Below are 24,750 nucleotides of genomic sequence, written 5' to 3'. Positions count from 1 at the left end.
ATACGCTGCGGCATCCTGTTAACGCTCACATCGCAACGAGAGGGCGACCGAGGGAGATGTTCCTCGATGACGCGTCCACGGAGTTCCACGACTTCTTTGAACGCCACTACGCCGAACTGGCCCGTTTCGCCCACCTCCTGACCGGCGAGACGGACGCGGCCGACGACCTTGCTGCGGACGCCCTGATTGCCTTGTGGCAGCGCTGGGACCGGCTTCGCGAGGCTGACCACCCCCTCGCCTACAGCCGCGGCGTGGTGGCCAACATGGCGCGCCAACGGATCCGGAGCGCGGTTCGCGAGCGACGCAGGACCGCGCTGTTCTGGTCCCGCAGCCCGGAGCAGGTGCCGGGGCCGGACGTGGCGGCCGTGCTCGACGTACGCGCGGCGCTCGCCCGGCTGCCGTTCCGCAAGCGGGCATGCGTGGTCCTGCGCCACGCCTTCGACCTGTCGGAGAAGGACACCGCGGCGGCTCTGGGGATATCGGTCGGTACGGTGAAGAGCCAGACGTCCAAGGGAATGGCGGAGCTGGAACGGGTACTGGGCGCGGAAACGACCGGGGCACTGTCGACCGGGAGGGGAATACGGTGAACGAGGAGACCACCCGGCGCCTGCGCGAGGCCGCCGAGGCCCACCAGCCCGACCGTGCGAGGATCCTGGCCCGCGTGGAACGCGGCGCAACGGGCACTGTCGCCCCTCACCGCAGACGGTCGATCGCGAGGTCGTGGCCCAAGGCCGGGCTCGCCGGGCTCGCTGCCGCCGCGATCCTGGCAACCGGCGGCCTCGCCGTCGCCGACATCGTCCGAACCCCCTCGCCGTCGCACCCCCCCACCGCTCCCGCCGCCCCGTCCCCGACCGCCACCCCCAGTCCCACGCCCTCTGCTCGTACCACCACCGCTCCCGCTCCGAGCACCGCTCCGAGCAGCTCGCGCCCGACTCCGTGGGCCGGCACCCGGGTCGAGAGCGGGCCGCTGTGGTCGGAAGGCTCGGTGGATCCGGCCAGCAGCGTTTACTGGGCCCAGAACAACCTCACCCTGAGGGCCAGTCAGCAGCTCACCTCGCTCACCGTCGAACTGCGCGTCGCGCAGACCGGTGGTGTGCGGAGCACCGGCGCCTGGCGGACCCTGCCCAGTGACGACTTCACCGTCACCGTCCAGCAGGTCGGCGGTGCGCTGGTCTACCGCTGGGTGCTCAAGCCGGGCCGTACCGTGCCGCCCGGGCAGCACGAATTCGCCGGCCAGTACAACCACGCCACCGGCATGCGCAATGCCACGCGCGACAGCTACCGCGTTGACGCACGGGCTTCGGCAGGCCCCAGCGCGGTCTGGGGAGGTTTCACCACGACACGTTGAATCGCTCCGGGTACCTGGGAGCAGCCCGCCGCTCCCGCCCGCCCAGGCGCTCCGAAGAGCTGGGGAGCGGCCGTTGACCTCTTCGGCCAGATCATCCTTTGCGGTGCTTGGCCAGGGCGGAGACGTACGCCGGAACGTGATCAAGAAATAGTGCGGAACACGAGGGCAGCGTCGCCGCAGCTCCCGCTGCACGGTGCAGTTCTCCCCTGAGGGAGTGGGAATGAGGGTCACGGATGTGGACCACACGGGGCTGGTTGCCGCGGCGCAGGCCGGTGACGATCGGGCGCGCGAAAACCTGATCGCCGCGTACCTGCCGTTGCTCTACAACATCGTCGGGCGAGCGCTGAGCGGACATGCCGACGTCGACGACGTCGTCCAGGAAACCCTGCTGCGCGTGGTGCGCGACCTGCCTGCCCTGCGTGCCCCGGAGAGTTTCCGGTCCTGGCTGGTGTCGATCACGCTCCGCCAGATCAGTACCCACCGGCACCGGCAACGCGCCTTCGCCGGCCGGACCGCGGTCATCGACGAGGCACGCCAGCTACCGGACGCCGGCGCCGAGACTGAGGACGTGACGATCCTGCGTCTGCAGATGTCGGACGAGCGCCGTCAGGTTGTGGAAGCCGGCCGGTGGCTCGACCCGGACCACCGGGTGCTGCTGTCGCTGTGGTGGCAGGAAGGCGCCGGCTCGCTGAGCCGTGACGACATCGCCGCCGCGACGCGGCTCACGGTCGCCCACGTCGGAGTGCGCCTGCAAAGAATGCGCGAGCAGCTGGAACTGAGCCGGACGATCGTCGCCGCGCTGGAGGCCGACCCGCGGTGTCCGCAGTTGGACGAGACCGTCGTCGGCTGGGACGGTCTCCGTACATCGGTGTGGCGCAAGCGGATCGGGCGGCACACCCGCGGATGCCTGGTCTGCGCGGCGACGACGACAGAACGGGTTCCGGTCGAACGACTGCTCCTCGGCCTCGCGCCGCTGGCGGTCCCGGCCGGGCTCATCGCCGCGCTGGCCGCCAAGGGCCTGCTGTCGGGTACGGCCGCGAGCGCCGCCGGGCCGGCCACGGCCCACGTCGCCGTCGGCACGGCGACGGGGGGAGGCAGTCTGCCCAGCTCGCTGATCGGCAAACTCCACGCGGTGACCGCTCATCCGCTGGCGGGCCTCGCCACTGGCGCGGTGCTCATCGCCGGGACCGCCACCTACGCGACCTGGCCCGAACCGGCGCACCGGGTGCCCGGCGTCATCGCCGCTCCCACAGTCGGCGATCCCACGCCGATCCCATCGCGCACCACCACGTCGGCCGGACCGTCCCCAGTGAGTCCGTCCGCCGTCGCGGGCACTGTTCCGCTGGGCGCACAGTCACTGGAGTCCGTGGACGAGCCCGCCCTGTACCTCACGTATGCCGGCGACTTCGCGACGCTCGGCCCCGTCTCCGCGTCCAGCAGCGCGCGGACACGGCAGCGGGTCACCTTCTCGGTCTTCCGGGGGCTGGCCGACACACGGTGCGTCACCTTCCGCGCCGCCGACGGCCGCTATCTGCGCCATCGTGACCTGCGGCTACGGCTGAGCACCAACGACGGCAGCGAACTGTTCCGTGAAGACGCCACCTTCTGTCCGCACCCCGGGGCGGTCACCGGGTCGATAACCCTGCACGCGCACAACTATCCCGGATCGGTCCTTCGCCACCGCGACGACGGCATCTGGCTCGATGGCTCCGACGGCACTCGGGCCTTCGCCGGCCAGGCTTCCTTCATCATGCGCCCGAGGCCGTCGACACCGAGGGCACCAGCGTCACCCGGACGCTGATCGACGCCTACCGCACCCCGAGGTGACCCGAAGCCCTTCCATGCCGAGGATCTGGTCGTGGCCTCCGGCCGTGACCTGACCCTCGAGCGGCTTGACCGGGCCAAAAGCTGATCGCACTGCGCCAGATGAGATCCAGGCCGCTGCGGTGGGGTACCCGGGAGCGGAGGAGGAACGGTCCGGGAAACGGGTGTTGCTGTGAGTAGTTTTGGCAGGCGGAGATCGGACTCGTGTCAGCTGCGGCAAGTGCCTGCGTTCAAAGTTCCGGTGCGCGTTTGCCCAGCGCAGAATTCGAACGGAAGTGATTCGATGGCCATGCCAGGTGGGCGACGGCGGTGAGCCAGCCTTGGCGGAGCAATCGTCAAGACTTGTGGATCTGGTTTCAGGAATTGCTGTCGGAATGTTCTGTCGCGAGACTGGCGCCTCCTATAGTGATCGTCATGTCCGATGCTGATCTCGAACGTAACAAGGCGACGGCCAAGGCGTTTTACGACCTGATGTTCAATCAGTGTCGTCCCGCGGAGGCCCTCGAGATGTACGCGGGCGCCACGTACATCCAGCACAACCCGGAGGTAGCCGACGGCAAGCAGGCTTTCATCGATTACTTCGAGCGGATGGCCGCTGAGTACCCTGGCAAGCGGGTGGAGTTCAAGCGCGTGATCGCCGAGAGCGACCACGTCGTCCTGCACTGCCATCAGGTCTGGCCGGAGGAGGAATATGCTGGCATCGACATCTTCCGCTTCGACCCTGATGGCAAGATTGTCGAGCACTGGGATGTGCTTCAGGTCATTCCACCCAGTTCCAAGAACGGCAACACGATGTTCTGACGGCCGGTAGTCCAGGGTGGTCCGGCTGGCATGAGGGGTTTCCGGGTGGGGTTGGTGACCGCCGACGCCAAGATGATCAGTCACGTTGTGCCTCGCGGGCGGCCAGCGCTCCGGCCGCCCGGCGGGCCCGCTCGTACGGCGCAGCGGATCGGCCGTAGACAGTGACGGCGAGGCTGACCAGGGGCTACAGCCCAACCAGTCAGCCTCGCTGGCACCGCCGCGACGGATCATCGCGTCCCGCAAGCCCCAACACCCACTCGAACACGGGCACGTCGGCCGGTGACGAGGAGGACGAACCCGGCCTCCTCGAAGAGAGGGCCGACCGGCTTCGTACCTCCGCCTACTTGAGCGCTGTACCACCCGAGTTGTGGTAGGCGATCGTCTTGTTGATCAGGTTTCCGCCGTCGGTCTCGACCGATGTCTGTTCCCCATGTCCTGCACCGAACAGCAGGCCGGCGATATGCGCGTTCGCCACCTGGTCCATGTGCGCGAAGAACCAATCCACCTTGTCGTCCTTGTAGTGGTTGAGGGTGTTGTTCTGCGCCATGTTGCCGACGGGGATCTGCCACAGGACCACCGGCTTGCCCACGGACTCGGCCATCGTCTTGTAGAAGCCCAGCTGGGCGGTGGCCTTCTGGTCGGTCCAGAAGTTGTTGTAACCGCCGTGCTCCGGCTTCGCGTACCAGCCCGCATCGCGGTCCGACACATCGGCGACCAGGAAGTCGGCGTCCTTCGCGCCGAGGTTGGCGTAGTCCTTGACGCATCCCTGCATGTTGCTCTGCCAGTCCCAGCAGGAAAGGTGGAATCCCACGGTGGTCTTCGGCGCGTACTTGTGCGCCATCGCGATCATGCAGCGGGAGAGTCCGGCGGCGCTGTTCTCCTGCGATCCACAGTCCGTCGGATTGGCGGCCGAGACCTTCGCGGCAACCTTGTGCGGATCGCCGAGCGACCGGACGTAGCCCCAGAAGTCAGGCTCGAGGTCGATCATATTGTCAGCGTTGCCGATCTTCTGGAGGAAGAAGCGGTAGTCGTTCATGTACCGGGTGAGCAGGTCGGTCCTGTTGATGGCCTCGACTTCGCCCGGACCGTCGCCATGGCCTGCCAGATCCCCGAGGTCGCGCAATGAGTACCAGGTCCAGAAGAACTTCTGCGGGCGCGAGCTGCCCTGGTAGGTCGCCTTGGACACTTGGCTGTTCCACCAGGTCACGTAATTGCCGGGCGGCGTGGTGCTGCCCTGCCAGCAGCCCCACCAGCTCTTCCACTCATCCTTGCATTTGGACGCCGAGTAGTAGTCCGACGAGGGCGCGGGCTGGCTGTGCACATAGGCGTATCGCACATCGAACGGCGCGGCGTTCGACGACTCGTCGGACATCGAACCGCCGATGAGCACCCTGTCACTACCCATGAAACGTGTCGTCGAGCTGCCACCACCGGCCCCAGCAGACGTCGCCGACGTCGACGGGCGCGTGCCACCCGGAGTCTGGCTTGGTGGAACACTGCCGCCCGTCGCCGTGGGCGTGCCGGCGCTGTCGACGCTCCCGACCGGGACGAGTTGCCACTGCTGATTGGCGCCGCCCCAGTCGGGGTACTGGACGACATCGCCCCCGTCAGCCTTGGAGGCGTTGTGGACCTCGACGGCCATGCCGCTGAAGCGATTGATCAAACGAACGTAGCCGTTCGGCGACTTCGCCAGTTGGAACTGCTGGTTGGTGCCGTTCCGGTCGCTCCACTGCACGATGCCGGAGCCGGCGGTCTTCGACCAGTTGTAGTCGTCCAGTACCTTGCCGGAGTTCCGGTTCTGCACCCGGTAGTACCCATCACCCGCGTCGAAGAACCGCCACTGCTGGTTGGCCCCGCCATGACGGCTCCACTGCGTCACCGCCGCACCGTCGTTCGTGGCGAAGCCGCGGCCGTCCATCACCTTGCCGCTGTCGCGGTTGACCAGGACGTACCAGGACTTCGGATCCACGGTTCCCGCTGAGGCCGTGTTGATCACGACAACGGAACCGGCCACTACAGCCATGACGATGGCCGCCCAGACACTCCGACGCGCGAACAACCGACGACTACGATGCATCACTTTTCGTTTACCCGTGACGGCTGGGCGGGGCGCTCGGCGACTGCCGCGGGCGCGGCTGCCCGGCATGACGGCCGCCAGCGCGGTACGCCACCGAGAACGCGGGTGGGCGAGGGACATGTCTGTGCTCTCTTTCAGCCGTTGCATCTGACCGGACCACCTGGCCGGACCACACTGAGTGGTCGCGGGAGGCCGGAAGGTTGCCGCGCACGCGAAGATTCACAGATTTTCTTTGCCTTGATCACTTCCCGTTCGCCGTGGAGCGCGGCACGGTACCGGCCGGCACGTTCCGTGCGACTTCGGAATCATTCACGCGGCGGCGACGGCATGGCCCGACCGAGCCTGTGCGGCGCAAGCGGCGGATGTAGGCGCCTGCGCCTGGCGGCCTCAACGGCGGCTCCACCGGCGCCCAGGGCCCGAACCGACACGCCCGCCCTGGCTGGCGGGCGCATCCGTGGTGCACAGTTGCTTGTTCGACGGTGTCGGCGAGCTGAAAGACTTCAAGTGTTTCGGTGAGTTCCAGAAGGTGGCGCAGCGGGGTGCTGATCGTGGCCAGCACCAGGTGCACGCCGTGGCGCTGCGCCGCCAGGCACAGTCGCAGGAAGCGGTTGAGGCCCTGAGAGTCGCAGAAGGCCGCCCGGAACATTCCAGAATCAGCCACCGGCATCCGTCATTGAGGGCTTGGCCCGTAACGGCAGCGAGGGTCTGCGCTGACCAGCACCGACCCGAGATCATCAAACTCTGCCATCGCCCTGGACCAGACCGCGGGGCTTGGCATAACGCCTTTTGCCTGCGAGATGCATCACTGAGCAATCGTCCGGACGGCGCGACTTTTCTGTTACGGGACCGAGGGTTCGGAGGCCTCCACTTCGTGGAGGTGCCTTTCCCGCCGCTCACCATGTCGTGCCGGCGTGGCAGGCCTCCTGGCTTCTCCCGTTGACGTATCCCCAGAAGAAAGCCGCTCCCATGACGCGACACACCCACGAACCCCGGGCGACCGGTACGCAGGAACGGGCCCACGTCCTGCACCGCACCCGACCCGCGACGGATCAGGCCGTACCGGCCGGTGCGCGCACGATCACGGCACCCAGGGCGACCCGCGGCCCCCGAGGAGAATCATGAAGGGCCTGCACCGGCTCGGCCGGCGTCGCCGGACAGTGACGGTAGGACTGTCGGCCGCGGCGGTGGTGGCCGGTGTCGTGACGCTCCTCCCCTCCGCGGGAGCCGCAACGCTGGGTACGCAGGCGGCCCCCTCGGGCAGGTACTTCGGCACTGCTGTGGCCGCCGGCAGGCTCGGCGACTCGACGTACAGCGCGATCTTGGACCGGGAGTTCAACATGATCACCCCGGAGAACGAGATGAAGTGGGACGCCATCGAACCGTCCCGCGGCAATTTCAACTTCGGCCCCGCCGACCAGATCGTCAACCATGCCATGGCACACGGCCAGCGCATGCGCGGCCACACCACCGTCTGGCACTCGCAGCTCCCGTCCTGGGTCAGCTCCATCGGCGACGCGAACACCCTGCGCAGCGTGATGAACAACCACATCACCACCGAGATGACCCACTACAAGGGCAAGATCTACGCCTGGGACGTGGTCAACGAGGCGTTCGCCGACGGCTCCACCCAGCACCGCAGCTCGGTGTTCCAGAACGTGCTGGGCAACGGCTTCATCGAGGAAGCGTTCCGCACCGCCCGGGCGGCCGACTCCTCGGCCAAGCTCTGCTACAACGACTACAACATCGAGAACTGGTCGGACGCGAAGACCCAGGGCGTCTACAGCATGGTCAAGGACTTCAGGTCCCGCGGCGTGCCGATCGACTGTGTCGGGTTCCAGAGCCACTTCGGCACCGGCGGCCCCCCGTCCAGCTTCCGGACGACCTTGTCCAACTTCGCGGCCCTGGGCGTTGACGTTCAGATCACCGAGCTGGACATCGCCCAGGCGTCGCCCACCCACTACGCCAACACGGTCAACGCCTGCCTGTCCGTGGCCCGGTGCACCGGCATCACGGTTTGGGGCATCCGGGACAGCGACTCCTGGCGCAGCGGCGAGAGCCCCCTGCTGTTCGACAACAACGGCAACCCCAAGGCCGCCTACACCGCCGTCATGAACGCCCTCAATGCCGCCCCCGATCCCACCCCGGGCGGAACCGGTACGGGGGAGATCAAGGGCATCACCTCCGGTCGTTGTATCGACATCAACGGCTCCACCACCGTCAACGGCACCCAGGCGCAGCTGTGGGACTGCAGCGGACAGACCAACCAGCGCTGGACCTACACCTCCGGCAAGCAACTGATGATCTACGGCAACAAGTGCCTGGACGCCATGGCCAAGGGCACCAGCAACGGCACCGCGGTGGTCATCTGGGACTGCAACGGCGGCGTCGACCAGCAGTGGAACATCAACACCGATGGCACGATCGCCGGCGTCCAGTCCGGGCTGTGCCTCGACGCCGTCGGCGCGGCCACCACCAATGGCACCAAAATCCAGCTGTACTCCTGCTGGTCCGGCAGCAACCAGAAGTGGACCGGCCCGTCCGGGACGTCGACCCCTCCGCTGACGGGCAGCACGTGTGCTCTACCGTCAACGTACCGGTGGACGTCAACGGGTGCGTTGGCACAGCCCGCGAACGGGTGGGCCTCACTGAAGGACTTCACCAACGTGGTGTACAACGGCAAGCACCTGGTCTACGCGTCGAACGTGTCCGGATCGTCGTACGGCTCGATGGCGTTCAGTCCCTTCACGAACTGGTCGGACATGGCGTCGGCCGGCCAGAACGGGATGAGTCAGTCCACGGTGGCGCCCACGCTGTTCTACTTCGCGCCCAAGAACATCTGGGTGCTGGCGTACCAGTGGGGTGCGTGGCCCTTCATCTACCGCACGTCGAGCGATCCCACCAACCCCAACGGCTGGTCCGCGCCGCAGCCGCTGTTCACCGGCGGCATCCCCAACGCCGCCCCGATCGACCAGACACTGATCGCCGACGGCCAGAACATGTACCTGTTCTTCGCCGGTGACAACGGCAGCATTTACCGGGCGAGCATGCCGATCGGGAACTTCCCCGGCAACTTCGGCTCGTCGTACACGACGGTCATGAGCGACACGGTGAAGAACCTGTTCGAGGCGCCGCAGGTCTACAAGGTCCAGGGCCAGAACCAGTACCTCATGATCGTTGAGGCTCGGGGTGCCGGTGAGCAGCGCTACTTCCGCTCGTTCACGGCCGCCGGCCTGAGCGGTTCGTGGACCCCGCAGGCCGCCACCGAGAGCAACCCCTTCGCGGGCAAGGCCAACAGCGGTGCCACCTGGACCAACGACATCAGCCACGGTGACCTCGTCCGCAACAACCCCGACCAGACCATGACCATCGACCCCTGCAACCTGCAGTTCCTCTACCAGGGCAAGTCCCCCACCGCGAGCGGCCCCTACGACCAACTGCCGTACCGGCCCGGTGTCCTTACCCTGCAGCGCTGACCCCCCTGATCCACGGTGATCGCGATGTGATGCGCTCTACCGGCGCGTAGACGAGCGGTTTGAGGCGTCGGTAACTCCACCTGCTGATACTCCGGTCCGACATCGCGATCTCGCGTCGGACCGGGCAGGAACGGAACGGCCACCGCGTGATCGAAGGGGGTTGTGTGGACTCCCGAAGATCGTGCGGTGGCCGCGGGCCGCAGCGCCCCGGCCGCCTGGCGCCCCACAGCAGCGAGGGTCCACCCGTGGGTCCATGGTCCACCGCCCTCGGGGCGCCGGCTGAGAAGCGGCCGACCAGGGGTGAGATGGCGGAGGCCGCCGTCAGCCAGGTGCGGACACCTCCCGCTGCCCGTCCATCTCCGCCGGTGTGTTGTGCGAGTTCGGCACATGCCGCTTAGTTGTCCCGCCCACCGCGTCAGGATCCGCCCCAGCGCCTGGCCAGTGGACTCGCCGGCCGCCAGTTCAGCTCCTCCGGTGGACAGCCGGTGGACGGACGCCTTTGGACCGTGCGTCACGGGGTGGTACGAGTCAATCGGCTAAACATGCTCTGATCAGGAAAAACGTCACTGCGCAGCACGACGCGGCACCCCCCAGCGTGATCGCTTAGAGCTCGTAACACGATCATGATCGGGCCTTCTTGAAGCGTCCCCAGCAGATCAGGCTGCAGGTCAGAGAGACAAAGGCATCGTGGAGTTCGGTGCGGCGTTCCCAGCGGACGGCCAGGCGCTTGAACTGGTGGAGCAGGGCGAAGGTCTGCTCCACGACATGGCGGAGCTTGCCCAGACCCTGGATGGTCGGGGCACCTTTGCGGGAAATGACCGACAGGATCCGGCGTCTGCGGAGCTCTTCGCGGTTCGGGTTGGAGTTGTATGCCTTGTCTCCGAGCAGGGCTTCAGGGCGCCTGCGCGGTCGGCCGGGGCGACCGGCGACGGGTGGGTTTCCGTCGACCAGGGCGAGGGTCTGGGTGACGTCGTTGACGTTGGCCGCAGTGGTGATGACCTTGAGCGGGGTGCCGCGGCCGTCGCAGATCAGGTGGTGTTTGCTGCCCGTCTTACGCCGGTCGACCGGCGACGGACCGGTGTCGGCTCCCCCTTTTTCGCGCGGATGTGGGATCCGTCCACGCACGCACGAGACCAGTCGAGTTCGCGCGCCGCGTTCAGTTCGGCCAGCAGGATGCGGTGCAGCCGGTCGAAGACGCCCGCCTGCTGCCAGCGGTCCAGTCGCCGCCAGCAGGTCTGCCCGGAGCCGAACCCCAACTCCAGGGGCAGCAGTTGCCAGGCTATGTCGTTGTGGAGGACATACAGGATGCCCTGCAGACACAGCCGGTCTGCCACCGGCCGCGGCCCCGGCGACCGCCCGGGCCAGGGCGGCAGCAGCTTCTGCGGGTCGTCCTCGATCTGCTGCACGTTCTCGGCCGTGTACTGCCTGCGCCAGTAGCGCAGTCTCGACACCCTCTGCTCGCCAGCGTTCTCGGGGCCTGCTCACCCAGCAAGCCCGCCAGGTGCGCCCCTTCGTCCACGGCATCGGCGTCCTGTGGTGGATCGAAGTATCAGCATCCGCACGCGGCCAAGGGCTGGGGCACGCCCTGCTGGGCTCCGCCCTGGACGTGTTGACCGGGCTGGATACCACCGAGGTGATCCTGTACGTCGACGACGACGCTCCTGCCGGAGACGACAGGGACCGCGCCGCAGCGAACCGCCTCTACGAATCGGCGGGATTCATCGAGATCGACCGCCTCCACTCCTACACGCGCGCACCGTAGGCGTCCTTGATCGAGCAAGGGGGGGAAGGGCCCGAACGGGTACTTCCCTCTGGCGCGTCCTCCGCGGACTCCGGACCGGCTCCGCAGCAGTGACCCTGGCTAGTGGCTCGGCTCGGATCCTGGACCTGACGAAACTTGGGTACCGGAGGGCCAAGGCTGTTCGCCGACCTCACAGTGGTAGCACCGGGCGGTGAGTTCCTGGTTGTACCAGTCGTGCGCCCCGCAGTCCCGCTTCCCTTTGGCTGCAAGACCGCACTTCAGCAGGAACCATGGCAGGTGCCTCCGCATGCGCGTACGCCACCGGTACCTGCCCGTCCGAATCATGAGCAGGAGGATAGCGCGTGAGGCGCAGGCCGCCGAGTGAATCACCTGGTCAACGATCTGTGAGGTGCCACCCGTTGAGCCGGCCTCATCCTTGTCGAACGTGTCCATGAGGAGCAGCACCCGGACCTGGTGTGCTGGATCCGCGCCCCAGCGCAGACCCAGCACACCCGTCGCATCCAGGCGAATGCCCCCCGCCGGAGAAGGTCAGCGGTACAGACCGGCGAGAGTCTCCCGAAGCCTCGGGATGTCCGCAGGATTGGTCCGGAGCAGCACCAGGCCCACGATCGCGTCAATCGCGAGCCGGGTGAGCCCGGTCTGCACGATGGCGGGGACGTCCGCCGGCCGTGCCGTGATCACCGCGACGAGCAGCACCGACACCAACGCGATGAGCACGACAAAAACAGGAATGGTCACGACGGACCCTTCGATACGGCCGAGCATCAATTTTTCGGAATCAGACCTTCGCGGGGCTCGAGAGCCCGAGGAGAGGAAGAAACCTGTACGGGTCGTCCCACAGCACCGCGAGGCACGGTCACGGAAGCGCCAAGACGCCTCGTCCGTGGGGGTTGCCGCACGGTCGGCGGTACTGCCTGGCCCAGCAATCGGGGCCCTGCTCGCAGCGTAGAACGAAATCACCTAAAGCGTGCCTTACTGCAAGTGAAGCCGGGCCGCGCGTGAGCTGGCCACCTCGCTGACCCCGCCGGCAGACCTCCCGCCCGGGCAGCCTCGTCCTCGGCGTTCCTTGGGAACATTTCCATCGCGGTCGCCACGGCGCAATCCATTCGGCAGGGGACGGCGGCCCAGTACGGCTGCCATGCCGGAGCGGTCCCAGATCGGGCTTTGGTCATCACCTCACCAGGGCGGAAGTCGCCCAGTACTGGTCGCGGCTGACTCCGCTGAAAGGCGCGGCCGAGCTGCTGCGCGCCTGCGCGGAACGAGGCTGGGCTGTGGTCCTGGCCAGCTCCGCCTCGGGCAGGGAGTTCGACGTCATGAAGAAGGCCCTGGACGCGGACGACGCGATCGACGCGAGTACCAAGGCCGGTGACGTGGACGCCAGCAAGCCGTCGCCCGATCTCGTGCAGGTGGCCTTGAAGCGCGCCGGTGTGGCGGCCGACCGGGCCGTCTTCGTGGGCGACGCGGTCTGGGACGCCCAGGCCGCACAGCGGGCGGGGGTCCGCTGCCTCGGGGTCCTCTCCGGCGGGATCTCCCGTCAGGAACTCCTGGACGCGGGAGCCGAGCAGGTCTACGACGGCCCGGACGACTTGTTGACCCGGCTCGACGACAGCGCGCTGGGCGACCCGAACCGGCTGTAGCCGCACCGGCGCGCCGGCGAGCCCCCGGCGTCGGCAATCCGCACGGGCGCACGGCTCAACTGCCGTGCGCCCGCTGGGCTGGATCGGTCCGGAGGGGGAACCTGACCCGGTGACCGCTGTGCCTCTCCGGCGGTCGCCGCCGAGCCGCCGGGATCCCCGCGCGGTGACGGCATGCCGTGCGGGGGCGCAGAAAGCGGAGGAACACATCGTGTCGTCGACCATCGGGCCCGCGGAAGACCCCGCCGGGATACCGGCGGACGTGGTTCGCACGGGGCGCGCTTCGCTGAGCGTGCGCGGGATGCGCCGCCGGTCGTGGTTCGTGGCCGGGTTCACCTTCACGCTGGGGGCGTTCCTGGCCTGGCAGGTCCCGCAGGCGGTGCTCCGGGCCAGTCAGGTGCTGCTCCTGGTACTTCTGGCGTTCCTGATCGCCGTCAGCTTGGAGCCGTTGGTGGGATGGCTGGTGGGACGGGGGACTCGCCGGGGTCGCGCGGTCCTGATCGTGATCGCCGGGTTCTTCGTCCTGGTCGCGGGGCTCCTCGCGGTGGTGATCCCGCCGGTGGTCACCGAAGCCAACGCCCTGGTACACGCGGTACCGGGCTGGTTGCAGCAACTGCACGACCACCACTCGACGCTGGGACGCCTCGAGGACCGGTACCACCTCACCGACAAGGCCAAGACGCAGATCGGATCGGGTGGCTCCAGCGTGTTCGGCGGACTGCTGGGCGCGGGGCTGTACGTCGTGAGCGCGATCACGGCCACGGTCGTCGTGGTGACGCTGACCGTGTACTTCATGGTGAGCATGCCCGCCATCAAACGCTTCGCCTACCAGCTGGTCCCCGGCAGCCGCCGGGCCCGAACACAGCAGATCACCGAGGAGATCCTGGTGCGCATCGGCAGGTTCATGCTCGGGAACGTGGTCACGTCCGCGATCGCGGGAGTGGCGACGTTCGCGTGGTGCGCACCGATGGGCGTGCCCTACGCGGCGGCGCTGGGCATCTTCACCGCGCTGATGGACATGATCCCGATGGTGGGTTCGACGATCGCCGGAGTCGTGGTGAGCCTGGTCGCGCTGTCGGTCTCCTGGCCGGTCGCGGCGGCGACCGCGGGCTTCTACATCGCCTTCCGCCTGTTGGAGGACTACCTGATCATGCCGCGCGCGATGCGCTTCGCGGTCGACGTCCACCCGGTCGTCACGGTGGTGGCCGTGCTGGCCGGGGGCGCGCTGCTCGGGATCATCGGCGCGCTGGTGGCGGTTCCGGTGGCGGTGGCGATCAACCTGGTGCTCGACGAGGTCGCCTTCCCCAAACTCGACGCGGCCTGACCCACCGGCCCATCGGCTGCGTGGCGGGTCAGCCGGCCGTTCCGGCTTCCGCCTCCGCTTCCGCCGATCTCGTGAGCCCGATCAGATAGTCCCCGAAGCCGCCCCTGGCCCGGGCGCGCAGGCGGGCCGACGTCACCACCGCGCAGTCCGCCGTGCGCAGTACCCGGTGGGCACCGCGTTCGAGAGCCGCGAGGAGGCCCCGGTCCTCGCCCACGGTCAGCGGCGGGAATCCCCCGATGCTCAGATAGGTCCCGCGGCGACGCCCAGGTTGGCGCCGTGGACGTGCGGATGTTCCCAGTGCAGCCCGGCTGCCGGTCGGGAGACCTCGTACAACTCCTCGAACCGGGCGGCGACCCCGGCGGCGTGCGGCGGCCAGTTCTCCACCCGTACGGTGCCGACCACCGCCTCCCAACCGGCGCCCGCGTACTCGGCCTGCCGCGCCAGCCAGTCGGGCGGAACGGCGCTGTCCGCGTCGGTCGTCGCGATCCACGTCTCTGCGGCAGACGTCCTGAGCACGGCCAGCGCGTGGGCGACCCCCGCGGCACGGGCCGCGCCGGGGTTGCGGCCGCTGAGCTCGACGACTTCCGCACCCGCCCGGCGGGCCAGCGCCGCCGTGTCGTCCCGGCAGCTGTCGGCCGCCACCACGGTCACGATCCGCACACCGGCGAGAGCCGGGTGGCGGCGGGCCACCTCCAGCGCGTTGAGGGCGCGGGGCAACAGCACCTGCTCGTTGTGCGCCGGGACGACGACGCCGATCGCGGTGACCTTCACACCAGGCCCTCCCGTGCGGCGGGTGAGGCCGGACGGGAGCCATCGGCCTGTGCGCGGCAGAAGACCTGCAGGACGAAGTCGTCCTCCCGGTGGTCGGCCAGGAGCGCCAACTCCGGGATGCCGGACAGGATCAGGGCCAGGTCGGCACCGGTCCGCAGGTGTTCCTCCACCGGATGGTTCCAGTGGACCGTGACCAGTGTTCCGCCCGGCTCCAGCGACTCCACCGCCCGGTCCAGCAGCCGCGTCAGGTCAGGGGTGTCGAAGTAGTAGAGGAGTTCCGACAGCACGATCAGGTCGAAGGTTCCGTCGGGCCACTGGTCGGGGAGGGTCAGCTGCCGGACGGCCACCTGGGGCAGGTGCGCCGTCCGCCGTGCGGCGGAGGCCACCGCGCTCCCGACCCGGTCGCACGCCGGCAGCGCGTCGCACCGCTCGGCCAACCGGGCCGTCAACTCACCGACGGAGCAGGCGGGTTCGAAGGCCGATCGGTACCGGGGCTCCGGGAGAGCGGCCACGGTGAGGTCGTACTTGCGCTGCTCGTACCAGCGGCTCGCCAGACCTCACGGGTCGCGAGAGTCGCGGTACATGTCATCGAAGTAGGAAGCGGCGGTACTCAACGGAAGACGACCTCCAGGTCGCGCAGATGGTGGGCTGTCTCCGCCGGCGGCAGGATGGCCGCGTCCTCGGGGCGGGTCCCAGGGGGCGGATCTGGCTGGCGAACCGCTCGACGGCGGCCGTCTTGCGGGCCAGCGCCGCCGGGGGCAGGCCGATGCGGGCGCCGCTCTCCCACGGCACCCGCGGATCGTCCGGCCGGGCCCAGTGCCACATCCACACCGGATACAGCAGACACGGCACACCCGCCGCGTCAGCCGCCCGCAGGGCCGCCCGCCCGGCCGCCTCGTGGTCGGCGTGCCGACCCGGGTAGCGGTCACGCCCCCGCCCGGCGGCTCCGCGGCCCACACGCCCCACCGCTCGGCCAGCCGTGCCAGGCACAGTCCCGCTCGGCGACGGAGCGCAGGGCGGCGAAGCGGTCACCGGTACGTCCCGACCCGGGCAGCGGAAATTCGAGATCCCCGGGTCGCGAGCGACTCGACGAGCCGCGAGAAGCCCTGCGCCGTCTCCTGCCGGGCGGCTTGGGGCGTGAACCCGGCAGCGGGCGCACCGTCCGCCGGCGAGCCCTCGGTCGGCGTCCCGGCCGCTGGGTAGGTCGTGTCCGGCATCAGTACTCCTCGACGTCGGGGGCCCTGCGCCACGCACAGCCGGCGATCGCTGTGTGGGTCGTAGGGCGCTGGGGATCGCGTGCGCCGTGGTGGACGCTCGGCACACGCGGATGCGGCAGCGGCGGGGACACAGTGCACTTCAGGGCTCCGGACCACTGTCCGGCAGGAACCGGCGCACCCTACTCTGACCCGGCCACCGGGCGGCTGCATCCGGGGGGAAGGATGCTGGTCATTCGCCGACTACCCGCGACGTCGAGGGGGACGCCGTGCGCTCCTTTGCACCGCGGCAGCGCTCAGGCCGTGGACGTCAGGTGGGTGCGCAGGTGGCTGAGGGTGCGGTTCAGCAGGCGGGAGACATGCATCTGGCTCACGCCGAGTTCGGCGCCGATCTGGGATTGGGTCATCTCCTGGCCGAAGCGCATGTTCAAGATCCTGCGGTCGCGTTCGGGCAGGGCCGCGATCAGCGGCTTCAGTGCGAGGAGGTTCTCCACCCCCTCCAGAGCGGGGTCGACGTCGCCGATCCGGTCGGCCAGGGCCCGGTCGTGGTCGCCGCTGTCCTCGCCGCCGAGGGGCAGGTCCAGCGTTCCGGCGGTGTAGCCGTTGGACGCGACCAGGCCCTCGGTGACCTCCTGCGGAGTGATCTCCAGGAAAGCTGCGAGTTCCGGGACGGTCGGGTCCCGCTCCAGCTGCTCCGACAGCGTTTCCGCGGCCTTGGCGAGTTCGAGGCGCAGTTCCTGCAGGCGGCGGGGGACGTGGACGGCCCAGCTGGTGTCGCGGAAGAACCGCTTGATTTCGCCGGAGATGTAGGGGATGGCGAAGGTCGTGAACTCGACCTCACGGCTCAGTTCGAACCGGTCGATGGCTTTGATCAGGCCGATCGTGCCGACCTGGATGATGTCCTCGCGCGGCTCGGGGCGATTGCGGAAGCGCCGCGCGACGAACGTGACCACGGCGATGTTCAGCTCGATGAGGGTGTTGCGGGCGTACTGGTACTCCCGGGTGCCCTCCTCAAGTGACTGCAGGCGGTCGAAGAACAGCTTCGACAGCTCGCGTGCATCGGCAGGGGCGACCTTGCCCGCGTCCTCGATCCACGGCAGCGGTTCAGGGGTCGTGGTCGGAGCGGTGATGGTGGTCTGTGCTGCTGTGGTGATCGTCATGACTGCTCCTCATCCTCATCGGTCGGTCCAGCAACTGAGCGCCACATACCCGGAGCACTGGACCGCACACCCGCCTCTTTTGTTTTCTGGGCCGTCGTCTGCGGGGCTGCTCGGCTTCGGTCCGGCGGGCAGGTCATCAGCCCTCACGGCTGCTCCCGCGTCCTGCACGATGCACCGGCCGAGACGGTTCCATGATGCGCAAAAAAGTGTTGTGGCCGCAATAGATAATCTGGAATCCCTTGACTACCGTTCGACGCACGGACTGCTGCCTGGGCTGCATGTCGCCCGGCCTGCGGGGTACCCGGCATGCGGGATGTATGCACTCGTGGGAACCACCAGCCCCGGTGGCCGCGCGTGCGGGTAACCCTCTCTGCCCCCGCCCCGGTCGACGTCCTGGCCGGGGCAGCTGGAAAACGAAAAACTCGGCGCTGAAGGAGACACCCTCATGCTGCTGCCTCACCCCGCCACGCTGCAGCAACTGATCGACCGCTACGAGGAACTGCAGGCAAGGGAAGCCACAAAGAGCGCGACGCCCGAAGAGCGCCGCCGGCTGGAAGACACCACCTACACACTGTGCGTCTCCACCGGCACCCGGAACATCATCGACGCGCTGCGCATCGCACGCTGCTACTGCGGTACATCCGCAGGTCAGATGACTACCGCAGCCTGACGTCGGTCGTCGGGGACCCGGCGCTACTGCCGAGGACGGGCACCGGCGCGTGACTTCTCAGCCATCCGCATCAGCGCGTCGACGACTTGCTGGTCCGTCACTCCATAGATCGCGCACAGGTCGCGCACATCGCGGGGGTTGACGGCGCGTCGGCCAGGCTCCAGGCGAATCATCTTGGGTTGGGATACCAGAAGTCGCTCTGCCGCTTGTGTGCTGGTCAGGCCACTGGCCTTGCGGAGCCGGCGCAGCTCGGCTCCCAGGTGGTCTCTCCTGCGGGTGGGATTGATGATCGCCGCCACGGGGGGTGCGCCTGCGGCTCACAGGGCCCCTGCCAGTCGGCAGCCTGCCATGATCGGGTTCAGTGAGCGCATTCTGTACTGCCCTGTCGGGGTCGCTCGTGATCATCTGCCGGAGTTCACCTATCTGGTGCAAATGGGCCGCCCCAAGCTCAGCCGCCGACCTGCTATGCCGACCGACCAAGCTGGTCATGTCGGCATCACAATCAGGCACTCACTTAGGGGCTGCGGAGGGCGGCTTTCCCGCGCTCCGGGACCCGTGGTTCCGGTCAGTCGGTGGACAGCGCTCGCAGGAGTTCGGCGACCTGCGGGTCGTCCAGGGCGTGCGCGACGTCGGCGAGGGCGACCACTCCGACCAGGTCATGGCCGACGATGACGGGCAGGCGTCGCACTTGGTGGGAGGTCATCGTCCGGATGATCTCGGCGGCGTCGTCATCGGCACCGATCGTGACGGGCTCGTCCTGGGCGAGGTCGCCGGCCCTGACGGTGGCGGGATCCTTGCTCGCACCCAGGACCTTCACCACGATGTCCCGGTCGGTGAGCATGCCCATCACCCGGTTGTGGGTCCCGCAGATCGGCAGCGCGCCGACACCCAGCTCCGTCATCTTCTGTGCGGCCCGCAGGACCGTCTCATCCGCGCGGATGAACGCGGCACCGGGCGTCATGATGTCGCGTGCGGTCGTCATGGCACGGTCTCCTTGAAACGCGGGGCCGAAGGGGACCCGACCGAGACTTCGCCGCCCCCGGCCGGCCCCGCTTCTTCCTACGCCCGCACGGACCGCCGCACGGGGCACCACGACGCGCGAGACCCCCTGGGTCATCCCGATGCCTCAGCCAGGGGCTGGATCCGCCGGGTCTACGAAGCGGCGGCCCACCCGGCACAGGAACCCGACCACATCCCATTCCCTGTAGGCGACCGCGAGGGATCTGCTCCACCTCCCCGGCCCGAGGCGTGACCTGGCACTCATCGGCGCCGGTGCACAACGATCGGTGCACTCCTCAGACCCCCGGCCTGCGATGCCGCTCGGCAACCTGCACGTCGCGAAGGCCACCACAGGGCGGCACAGCAGCGCGTGCCCCGGTCAACTCCCCGCAGCGGCGCCCCCGTCGGCAGCCGGGACGGTGCGGACTGTTCTCATCCCGGCGCCGTGCTGATCAGGCCCGGCGTGGGTCCGAACAGGGCGGGTGGTGCATCCGGCCGCCTACCCAGCCCACCCAGGTCGATACCTGCCCTTTGCGCCCCTTTTCGGGGGCGGCGCGCCCACAGGCCGGGGTGCGGGCGCCTGCTGCAGCGACCGGCGGAAAATCGCGTGAATGAGCGATGCAACCTGGGGTATCCGCTGGTCAGGAGGTTGATAACCATGGGTCCGTTGCTTTTGGTTCTACTGCTCGCGCTGATTCTGTTCGGCGCCGGCTTCGCGTTGAAGATCCTTTGGTGGGTCGCCGTCGTCGTGCTGGTGGTCTGGCTGCTGGGCTTCGTCATGCGCGGCACGCACTCCGGCGGCGGCCGCAGCCGCTGGTACCGCTGGTAGCGGCCGCACCGCAGCACAGCGCACCCCGTCCGGCCCCCGGCACCCATTCGCCGCCGGGGGCCTGACCCACGTCCGCCCACCCCGGATCGCTCGGGCCCGCAAGGTGGAGCCCGATCGGACACGAGTCGCGGCGGTGCTCCGGGGGTAGGCGGCAGACGTCGGGGGCGGGACGTCGCGGACCTGATCCGTGGGCAACCTCCACCCGCCCCCGCGTTCGTCCGCCGGTTCTCAATGAGCAATCCACCTTCTGGAGCGACTTCCCGAACCTTGCTGCCGGCGGTCCTGCTGCTCAGCTGCCGCCATGACGGCCTCGGCCCAACCGGGGCCCGCGGGCCCCTGCTTCCGGTGGGGGTGGAAAGCTGGTGGGTATGGATATCCGTCGCAGGAACAACATCACTGTCACCGGCTGTGCGGACGGGCCGGTGATCCTGCTGGCGCACGGGTTCGGCTGTGACCAGAACATGTGGCGCCTGGTGCTTCCGAGGCTGGCCGAGAACTTCCGGGTGGTGCTCTTCGACTACGTGGGCTCCGGACGGTCGGACCCTTCTGCGTGGAACGAGCAGCGCTACAGCTCACTGGACGGCTACGCCGGCGACGTCCTGGAGGTCTGCGAGGAGCTGGATCTGCGGGACGTGACCTTTGTAGGACACTCGGTCAGTGCCATGGTCGGGGTGCTCGCGGCGGCCAGGACGCCGCAGCGGTTCTCGCGCCTGGTGATGGTGGCTCCCTCGCCTTGCTACATCGACGAGGAGGGATACCAGGGCGGGTTCAGCGCGGACGATATCGATGAGCTGCTGGAGTCGCTGGAGTCGAATTACCTGGGTTGGTCGGCGGCGATGGCTCCGGTGATCATGGGCAACGCGGACCGGCCGGAACTCGGCGAGGAGCTGACGACGTCGTTCTGTGCGACCGATCCGGACATGGCGCGGGTCTTCGCCCGTGCGACGTTCCTGTCCGACAGCCGCGAGGACCTCAAGACGGTGACGGTGCCGACGCTGGTGCTGGAGTGCAAGCAGGACGTGATTGCCCCTCGCGAGGTCGGTGCCTACGTCAACGAGGCGATCCCCGGGAGCCGGTTGGTCACGCTGGAGGCGACAGGGCACTGCCCGCAGCTGAGCGCACCGCAGGCCACCGCGGGGGCGATCGTCGACTTCATCAAAATGGCCCCATGATGTGCCGCACAGGCCAGGACCCGGATGGGGAGGAGGATCTGGACGCTACGGACGCGGTGTTCAGCTCGCTGCTGGAGGACAGTGCGGAGGAGCTGTACGAGCAGGCACCGTGCGGCTACCTGTCGACGCTGATGGACGGCACCATCGCGAAGATCAACACCACGTTGCTGGGCTGGCTGGGCCTGTCCCGGCGGCAGGTGGTGGGCCGGATGCGGTTCACCGATCTGCTCACCGTGGGCGGCAAGCTCTACCACGAGACGCATTTCGCCCCCATGTTGCAGATGCAGGGCGAGGTCAGCGGTATCGCCCTGGAGCTCAAGGCCGCCGGGAAACAGCGGATGCCGGTACTGGTCACCTCGAAGGTGAAGACCAGCGACGACGGCGAGCCGCTGCTGATCCGCACCACCGTCTTCGACGCCCGCGACCGCCGCGCCTACGAAAAGGAGCTGCTGCGCGGCCGCCAGGCGGCCGAGGAGGCCCGCCGGCAGGCGGAAGACGCCCGCCGACAGGCAGAGGAGGCGCGCCGGCAGGCGGAGGCCGACCGCGAACGGCTCCAGGAAGCCCTCGCCGTCCTGCAGCAGAACCTGCTGCCCGCCGCGCTGCCCACGGTTCCGGGCCTGGAAGCCGCCTCGTACTACCACACGGCCTCCCCGGACCTGCTCGGCGGCGACTTCTACGACCTGTTCCCCCTCGACACCGACCGCTGGGCGTTCTTCCTCGGCGATGTATGCGGCAAGGGCCCCCAAGCCGCAGCCGTCACCTCCCTGACCCGCTACACCCTGCGGGCCGCAGCCCTGCACGACCCGGACCCCGTCACCGTCCTGACCACGTTGAACACCGTGCTGCACGAGCGGTACACCAGTGGCGACACCCGCTACTGCACCGCCATCTTCGGCATCCTGCAACCCGGCGACCGCCAGGTCGGCCTGGACCTGGCCTCCGGAGGCCACCCCTCCGCGCTGATCCAGCGCGCGGACGGCACCGCCGACTACCTGCCCACCCCCGGCGGCATGCTCGTCGGCGTCCTGCCCCAGGCCCAGTTCACCCCCGCCCGCACCCAACTGTTCCCCGGTGACACGCTGCTGCTCTACACCGACGGCCTGACTGAGGCCCGCACCGGACCCGACCGCGAGCTCTACGGCGAGGACGCCCTGCGCGACTTCACCGCCGCCCGGCCCCCAGCGGGCCCGCAGGACCTGATCACCGCCTTGACCGGGCTCCTCGCCGGCTTCGGCGACGGACTCGACGACGACACCGCGCTGCTCGCCCTCGGCGTGCCCACCATCCTTCCGACCCCCGATCCCACCTCCGCGAGTGAACATCTGACATGAGTGCGCTGACGATCAGCTTCCGAGACGCCGCGACCGGTCCCGTACTGGAGATCACCGGTGACCTCGACTACGCGACGGCACCCGAACTCCGCACAGCACTGGGCAACCTCAGCCTGAAAGCCGGGGAGCTGCTGGTCCTGGACCTGGCCGGGCTGGAATTCTGCGACTCCAGCGGCATCACGACTCTGCTGGCCGCCCGCAACCTGGCCATGGAACAGAGCAGCGGGATCGCCCTGGCCGCGGTCCCCGCCAACACCGCCCGCATCCTGCGCATCGTCGGCCTCGACCGGGTCTTCACCATCCACCCGGACACCGCAACGGCCACCGCCCCCAGCCCGGGACTGTCTCCTTGAGCGTGGGGCGAAAAGGGGGCCGGCCGCAGCTTCGCCGACCTCGGCCGGCCCCGCTTCTTCCTATGCCCGCACGGGCAGCCGCTCGGGGCGCCACGACGAGGGGAGAGAGCCCCCAGCGTCATCCCATTTCCGCAGCCGGCGGCGGGGCAGGATCCGCCGGGCGGACGAAGCGGTGGCCCACTGAGCGCCTTCCCCGCCATTTCACGAAAGCCCGGATTCTCCAAGATCGCCTCACCGTCCTCGATACCCACCGAGGGCCGGCGCAGAAACTCGACCACCTCCCACCTCCACCCGCCCCCGCGCGCGCTCAGCCGCCGCCGGGTGCGGTCCGCGCTACGCGACCGATGGACTACCAGCCCGTTCGGTTGCCAGCTTTTCCTGGTCATCTAGAGAACATGCGCTGGCGCCTGCGAGGGTGGGTCGTGAAGGCCGTTCGTTCGATTCCCAGTGCCTGAAGTCGGGAGATGAGGTGGAGTTCTTGCTGTGGTGTGACGGCGATCCACAGAGCGGTTCCCGTGTCGCTGGCGCTGAAGATCTGCCGGCCTTGGCACCAGGCTTCGGCATGGATCGTGTAGGGGGCCAGGGCAAGGAGCACATCGAACTGGGAGTCGTCGCGGACGTCGACAGATATCCCCATGCCGGTGTCGGATGTCCTTGAACGGACATCGTCCGTGGTCTCGGTCAGCGACAATGCCCGGTGATACGAGGGCACCACGTGCTGCGGCCAGGGGGCATCGCTGTAGGCATCGAGGTGCGCGGAGTCGATGCTCTCCCGCAGGACCTGCAGCGCCACGTGGTGGGCCCGTACGACCGACGAATCCTCCAGACCGTCTCGGAGGAACAGGTCCTGCCACGCTTCCTTGCACTCGCTCCCGGGCGTTTGCGCCGTGTTCGCACGCGAGCTGCCACACCATCGCCCGGGTGGTGAAAGGTCGTTACCCCCGAGCTCGGCTGCCCGGCGTGATGCGGTGCGAACGCTCCAGTACCAGCAGCCCACGAGCACCAGTGACGTCGCGCCGGTGGGCATCCAGCCCGTGTAGATGTCCGCGAGCTGGGTGATGACGCTCATGGCGACGGTGGTCGCAGCCCAGATCGCGAGCCATCCGGCTGCCTTGCTCACTCGTCGGTGTCGTCGCATGGCGTCAAGGTACGCGGGTCGGAAGGCTGATCCGAACCGGCTAGGGCTCAGCAGCTGGGTCAGGTGATGCGTGGCGGTGCGGGGTGTCAGCCGGGCGGGGTGCGGGGAGCTTTGAGGGCGAAGTGGTTCAGCACGGTGGAGGCGATCATGAGGATCACTGAGAGGACCAGGACGGCCATCACCGGGATGTTCACTCCCAGGCCGAAGTGCAGGGGGTAGATGCTGAGCATGGCGGCTCCCAGGAGTTGTGCCCATCCCCACGGTTTGGGCCGCAGGACTCGGTGCCGGGCCCAGGGCACCCATATGCGGCCGGTGGCGAGAGCGGCGATGCCGCAGCTGTACTCCAGGAGTGCCAACACGCTGAGGAGAACCCATAGAGCGCCGCGCATAGCGATCCTTCCCCTGCGTTGAACCGACGTGCATGTCGGGGCGTGATCATGCCAGGTTCCCGGGTGCTGAGGGTGCCCGGTCCTGTGGTCGGAGACAGCGGGGCTGCCCGGGGGTGGATGATGTGCGTCGTGACGTCAGGGATAGTTCGTCCGCGGTGGTGGTTGGCTTTTCGAAGCGGTGGGTTCTTCTTCGTGGGGGGTGGTCTGGGCATGGTGGCGTATGGGTTGTTCGCGCACCGGCCTGTGGGGGGATTGTCCTGGGGTGGGTTGCTGTTCGGGGCGCTGGTGGCGGCGACTTTCACCGCACTGCTCCCCGCCCGGGGTCGGGGCCGGCAGTGAGCCGAGTGCCTGGGTGGGTGCGCCGGGCCGGTTTGGTGCTGTGGTGGTGCGGTGCGTTGGTGTGGTTCGGCGTGCACGCGCTGCGCAGTGGCGGCGCGGGGCGGGTGGGTTCGATCGTGGTGTTCGTCCTGATCGTGGTTCA

The 24,750-nt window shown here is 68.5% G+C and carries 26 protein-coding genes and 1 pseudogene; 13 read left to right on the top strand and 14 right to left on the bottom strand.

The genetic code is table 11. The features are described from left to right. Positions 1 to 56: 56 nt before the first annotated feature. The 4 genes from LNW73_RS04050 (at position 57) to LNW73_RS04035 (ending at position 3,973) form a co-directional block, all read left to right on the top strand. A complete protein-coding gene (locus LNW73_RS04050; protein ID WP_250988932.1) occupies positions 57 to 587 on the top strand; it encodes a SigE family RNA polymerase sigma factor in 531 nt (176 codons plus the stop codon). Next, positions 584 to 1,348 carry a hypothetical protein gene (locus tag LNW73_RS04045; RefSeq protein WP_250988931.1) on the top strand — a complete coding sequence of 255 codons (765 nt, stop codon included), beginning with the start codon at positions 584 to 586 and terminating at the stop codon, positions 1,346 to 1,348. Before LNW73_RS04050 ends, LNW73_RS04045 begins: the two co-directional genes overlap by 4 nt. Positions 1,349 to 1,568: 220 nt before the next feature. Continuing rightward, positions 1,569 to 3,149 (top strand): sigma-70 family RNA polymerase sigma factor, encoded by a 1,581-nt coding sequence (locus LNW73_RS04040; protein ID WP_250988930.1) that lies wholly within the window; start codon positions 1,569 to 1,571, stop codon positions 3,147 to 3,149. Positions 3,150 to 3,586: 437 nt separating this feature from the next. Next, complete coding sequence (locus LNW73_RS04035) at positions 3,587 to 3,973, top strand: nuclear transport factor 2 family protein (RefSeq protein ID WP_250988929.1); 387 nt, start codon at positions 3,587 to 3,589, stop codon at positions 3,971 to 3,973. Between the two features lie 340 nt (positions 3,974 to 4,313). Here the strand turns inward: LNW73_RS04035 and LNW73_RS04030 are convergent, their stop codons facing one another. Further along, positions 4,314 to 5,996, bottom strand: a complete 1,683-nt coding sequence (locus tag LNW73_RS04030; protein ID WP_250992792.1) for an RICIN domain-containing protein — start codon at positions 5,994 to 5,996, stop codon at positions 4,314 to 4,316. Positions 5,997 to 6,291: 295 nt separating this feature from the next. Beyond that, positions 6,292 to 6,696 (bottom strand): STAS domain-containing protein, encoded by a 405-nt coding sequence (locus LNW73_RS04025; protein ID WP_250988928.1) that lies wholly within the window; start codon positions 6,694 to 6,696, stop codon positions 6,292 to 6,294. Between the two features lie 472 nt (positions 6,697 to 7,168). On the opposite strand from LNW73_RS04025, the gene LNW73_RS04020 reads away from it, so the two are divergent. Continuing rightward, positions 7,169 to 9,523, top strand: a complete 2,355-nt coding sequence (locus tag LNW73_RS04020; protein WP_250988927.1) for a non-reducing end alpha-L-arabinofuranosidase family hydrolase — start codon at positions 7,169 to 7,171, stop codon at positions 9,521 to 9,523. Positions 9,524 to 10,144: 621 nt separating this feature from the next. On the opposite strand, the gene LNW73_RS04015 is transcribed toward LNW73_RS04020, so the two are convergent. Next, a protein-coding gene (locus LNW73_RS04015) for an IS5 family transposase (RefSeq protein ID WP_250992791.1) occupies positions 10,145 to 10,929 on the bottom strand; the annotation gives its coding sequence in 2 pieces (ribosomal slippage) (positions 10,145 to 10,620 and positions 10,620 to 10,929; 786 coding nt in all). Between the two features lie 95 nt (positions 10,930 to 11,024). Here LNW73_RS04015 and LNW73_RS04010 point away from each other — a divergent pair. After that, positions 11,025 to 11,285 carry a GNAT family N-acetyltransferase gene (locus LNW73_RS04010; RefSeq protein WP_250988926.1) on the top strand — a complete coding sequence of 87 codons (261 nt, stop codon included), beginning with the start codon at positions 11,025 to 11,027 and terminating at the stop codon, positions 11,283 to 11,285. A 528-nt stretch (positions 11,286 to 11,813) separates the two neighbouring features. Here LNW73_RS04010 and LNW73_RS04005 read toward each other — a convergent pair. Further along, positions 11,814 to 12,050, bottom strand: a complete 237-nt coding sequence (locus tag LNW73_RS04005) for a hypothetical protein (protein ID WP_250988925.1) — start codon at positions 12,048 to 12,050, stop codon at positions 11,814 to 11,816. A gap of 335 nt (positions 12,051 to 12,385) precedes the next feature. Here LNW73_RS04005 and LNW73_RS04000 point away from each other — a divergent pair, with 335 nt between their 5' ends. Both LNW73_RS04000 and LNW73_RS03995 read left to right on the top strand, forming a co-directional pair. After that, on the top strand, positions 12,386 to 12,922 hold the full coding sequence (locus tag LNW73_RS04000) for an HAD family hydrolase (protein ID WP_308407777.1): 537 nt from the start codon (positions 12,386 to 12,388) through the stop codon (positions 12,920 to 12,922). A 208-nt stretch (positions 12,923 to 13,130) separates the two neighbouring features. After that, positions 13,131 to 14,243 (top strand): AI-2E family transporter, encoded by a 1,113-nt coding sequence (locus LNW73_RS03995; RefSeq protein ID WP_250988924.1) that lies wholly within the window; start codon positions 13,131 to 13,133, stop codon positions 14,241 to 14,243. A gap of 28 nt (positions 14,244 to 14,271) precedes the next feature. Here LNW73_RS03995 and LNW73_RS03990 read toward each other — a convergent pair whose 3' ends face one another. From LNW73_RS03990 to LNW73_RS03965, 6 genes and pseudogenes are all read right to left on the bottom strand, one after another. Next, a complete protein-coding gene (locus tag LNW73_RS03990; RefSeq protein WP_250988923.1) occupies positions 14,272 to 14,457 on the bottom strand; it encodes a hypothetical protein in 186 nt (61 codons plus the stop codon). Between the two features lie 26 nt (positions 14,458 to 14,483). After that, entirely contained in the window at positions 14,484 to 15,014 is a 531-nt protein-coding gene (locus LNW73_RS03985; RefSeq protein ID WP_250988922.1) for a glycosyltransferase, read from the bottom strand. Further along, on the bottom strand, positions 15,011 to 15,568 hold the full coding sequence (locus tag LNW73_RS03980) for a class I SAM-dependent methyltransferase (RefSeq protein ID WP_250992789.1): 558 nt from the start codon (positions 15,566 to 15,568) through the stop codon (positions 15,011 to 15,013). The genes LNW73_RS03985 and LNW73_RS03980 overlap by 4 nt, the downstream gene beginning before the upstream one ends. Positions 15,569 to 15,624: 56 nt before the next feature. Continuing rightward, positions 15,625 to 15,923 (bottom strand): annotated as a pseudogene (locus LNW73_RS03975) (PIG-L family deacetylase); the annotation flags it as partial. A gap of 119 nt (positions 15,924 to 16,042) precedes the next feature. Next, the gene (locus LNW73_RS03970) at positions 16,043 to 16,231 is read right to left on the bottom strand and encodes a hypothetical protein (protein ID WP_250988921.1); all 189 of its coding nucleotides are present in this window, start codon (positions 16,229 to 16,231) and stop codon (positions 16,043 to 16,045) included. Positions 16,232 to 16,524: 293 nt separating this feature from the next. Continuing rightward, on the bottom strand, positions 16,525 to 17,388 hold the full coding sequence (locus LNW73_RS03965) for an RNA polymerase sigma factor SigF (protein ID WP_250988920.1): 864 nt from the start codon (positions 17,386 to 17,388) through the stop codon (positions 16,525 to 16,527). A gap of 445 nt (positions 17,389 to 17,833) precedes the next feature. Here LNW73_RS03965 and LNW73_RS03960 point away from each other — a divergent pair, with 445 nt between their 5' ends. Then, positions 17,834 to 18,058 carry a DUF5133 domain-containing protein gene (locus LNW73_RS03960; RefSeq protein WP_250988919.1) on the top strand — a complete coding sequence of 75 codons (225 nt, stop codon included), beginning with the start codon at positions 17,834 to 17,836 and terminating at the stop codon, positions 18,056 to 18,058. Between the two features lie 23 nt (positions 18,059 to 18,081). On the opposite strand, the gene LNW73_RS03955 is transcribed toward LNW73_RS03960, so the two are convergent. Next, positions 18,082 to 18,357: a helix-turn-helix domain-containing protein gene (locus LNW73_RS03955; RefSeq protein ID WP_374118031.1), complete on the bottom strand. Its 276-nt coding sequence runs from the start codon at positions 18,355 to 18,357 to the stop codon at positions 18,082 to 18,084. 266 nt (positions 18,358 to 18,623) lie between these two features. Continuing rightward, a complete protein-coding gene (locus LNW73_RS03950) occupies positions 18,624 to 19,040 on the bottom strand; it encodes a CBS domain-containing protein (protein WP_250988918.1) in 417 nt (138 codons plus the stop codon). A 675-nt stretch (positions 19,041 to 19,715) separates the two neighbouring features. Between LNW73_RS03950 and LNW73_RS03945 the strand changes: the two genes are divergently transcribed. The 4 genes from LNW73_RS03945 (at position 19,716) to LNW73_RS03930 (ending at position 22,742) form a co-directional block, all read left to right on the top strand. Beyond that, complete coding sequence (locus LNW73_RS03945; protein WP_250988917.1) at positions 19,716 to 19,886, top strand: hydrophobic protein; 171 nt, start codon at positions 19,716 to 19,718, stop codon at positions 19,884 to 19,886. Between the two features lie 368 nt (positions 19,887 to 20,254). Continuing rightward, positions 20,255 to 21,058 carry an alpha/beta fold hydrolase gene (locus tag LNW73_RS03940; RefSeq protein ID WP_250988916.1) on the top strand — a complete coding sequence of 268 codons (804 nt, stop codon included), beginning with the start codon at positions 20,255 to 20,257 and terminating at the stop codon, positions 21,056 to 21,058. Continuing rightward, a complete protein-coding gene (locus LNW73_RS03935; protein ID WP_250992788.1) occupies positions 21,058 to 22,389 on the top strand; it encodes a PP2C family protein-serine/threonine phosphatase in 1,332 nt (443 codons plus the stop codon). The genes LNW73_RS03940 and LNW73_RS03935 overlap by 1 nt, the downstream gene beginning before the upstream one ends. Beyond that, entirely contained in the window at positions 22,386 to 22,742 is a 357-nt protein-coding gene (locus LNW73_RS03930; RefSeq protein ID WP_250988915.1) for an STAS domain-containing protein, read from the top strand. Before LNW73_RS03935 ends, LNW73_RS03930 begins: the two co-directional genes overlap by 4 nt. Positions 22,743 to 23,124: 382 nt before the next feature. Here the strand turns inward: LNW73_RS03930 and LNW73_RS03925 are convergent, their stop codons facing one another. Further along, positions 23,125 to 23,811 carry a hypothetical protein gene (locus tag LNW73_RS03925; RefSeq protein WP_250988914.1) on the bottom strand — a complete coding sequence of 229 codons (687 nt, stop codon included), beginning with the start codon at positions 23,809 to 23,811 and terminating at the stop codon, positions 23,125 to 23,127. A gap of 155 nt (positions 23,812 to 23,966) precedes the next feature. Next, a complete protein-coding gene (locus LNW73_RS03920; RefSeq protein ID WP_250988913.1) occupies positions 23,967 to 24,269 on the bottom strand; it encodes a hypothetical protein in 303 nt (100 codons plus the stop codon). Positions 24,270 to 24,750 lie beyond the last annotated feature (481 nt).

The organism is Streptomyces sp. RKAG337 (genome assembly GCF_023701715.1).
In the GTDB taxonomy this organism is placed as follows: Bacteria; Actinomycetota; Actinomycetes; order Streptomycetales; family Streptomycetaceae; genus Actinacidiphila.
This window is presented reverse-complemented; position numbering and strand designations above follow the sequence as displayed.

Coding starts and splice junctions, on each gene's coding strand:
- LNW73_RS04030 (WP_250992792.1), bottom strand. CDS start 5,996: ATGGCTGTAGTGGCCGGTTCCGTTGTCGTGATCAACACGGCCTCAGCG.
- LNW73_RS03970 (WP_250988921.1), bottom strand. CDS start 16,231: ATGCCGGACACGACCTACCCAGCGGCCGGGACGCCGACCGAGGGCTCG.
- LNW73_RS03935 (WP_250992788.1), top strand. CDS start 21,058: ATGTGCCGCACAGGCCAGGACCCGGATGGGGAGGAGGATCTGGACGCT.
- LNW73_RS03950 (WP_250988918.1), bottom strand. CDS start 19,040: ATGACGACCGCACGCGACATCATGACGCCCGGTGCCGCGTTCATCCGC.
- LNW73_RS04040 (WP_250988930.1), top strand. CDS start 1,569: ATGAGGGTCACGGATGTGGACCACACGGGGCTGGTTGCCGCGGCGCAG.
- LNW73_RS04050 (WP_250988932.1), top strand. CDS start 57: ATGTTCCTCGATGACGCGTCCACGGAGTTCCACGACTTCTTTGAACGC.
- LNW73_RS04020 (WP_250988927.1), top strand. CDS start 7,169: ATGAAGGGCCTGCACCGGCTCGGCCGGCGTCGCCGGACAGTGACGGTA.
- LNW73_RS04035 (WP_250988929.1), top strand. CDS start 3,587: ATGTCCGATGCTGATCTCGAACGTAACAAGGCGACGGCCAAGGCGTTT.
- LNW73_RS03925 (WP_250988914.1), bottom strand. CDS start 23,811: ATGAGCGTCATCACCCAGCTCGCGGACATCTACACGGGCTGGATGCCC.
- LNW73_RS04025 (WP_250988928.1), bottom strand. CDS start 6,696: ATGTTCCGGGCGGCCTTCTGCGACTCTCAGGGCCTCAACCGCTTCCTG.
- LNW73_RS03945 (WP_250988917.1), top strand. CDS start 19,716: ATGGGTCCGTTGCTTTTGGTTCTACTGCTCGCGCTGATTCTGTTCGGC.
- LNW73_RS03965 (WP_250988920.1), bottom strand. CDS start 17,388: ATGACGATCACCACAGCAGCACAGACCACCATCACCGCTCCGACCACG.
- LNW73_RS03960 (WP_250988919.1), top strand. CDS start 17,834: ATGCTGCTGCCTCACCCCGCCACGCTGCAGCAACTGATCGACCGCTAC.
- LNW73_RS03930 (WP_250988915.1), top strand. CDS start 22,386: ATGAGTGCGCTGACGATCAGCTTCCGAGACGCCGCGACCGGTCCCGTA.
- LNW73_RS04005 (WP_250988925.1), bottom strand. CDS start 12,050: ATGCTCGGCCGTATCGAAGGGTCCGTCGTGACCATTCCTGTTTTTGTC.
- LNW73_RS03920 (WP_250988913.1), bottom strand. CDS start 24,269: ATGCGCGGCGCTCTATGGGTTCTCCTCAGCGTGTTGGCACTCCTGGAG.
- LNW73_RS03940 (WP_250988916.1), top strand. CDS start 20,255: ATGGATATCCGTCGCAGGAACAACATCACTGTCACCGGCTGTGCGGAC.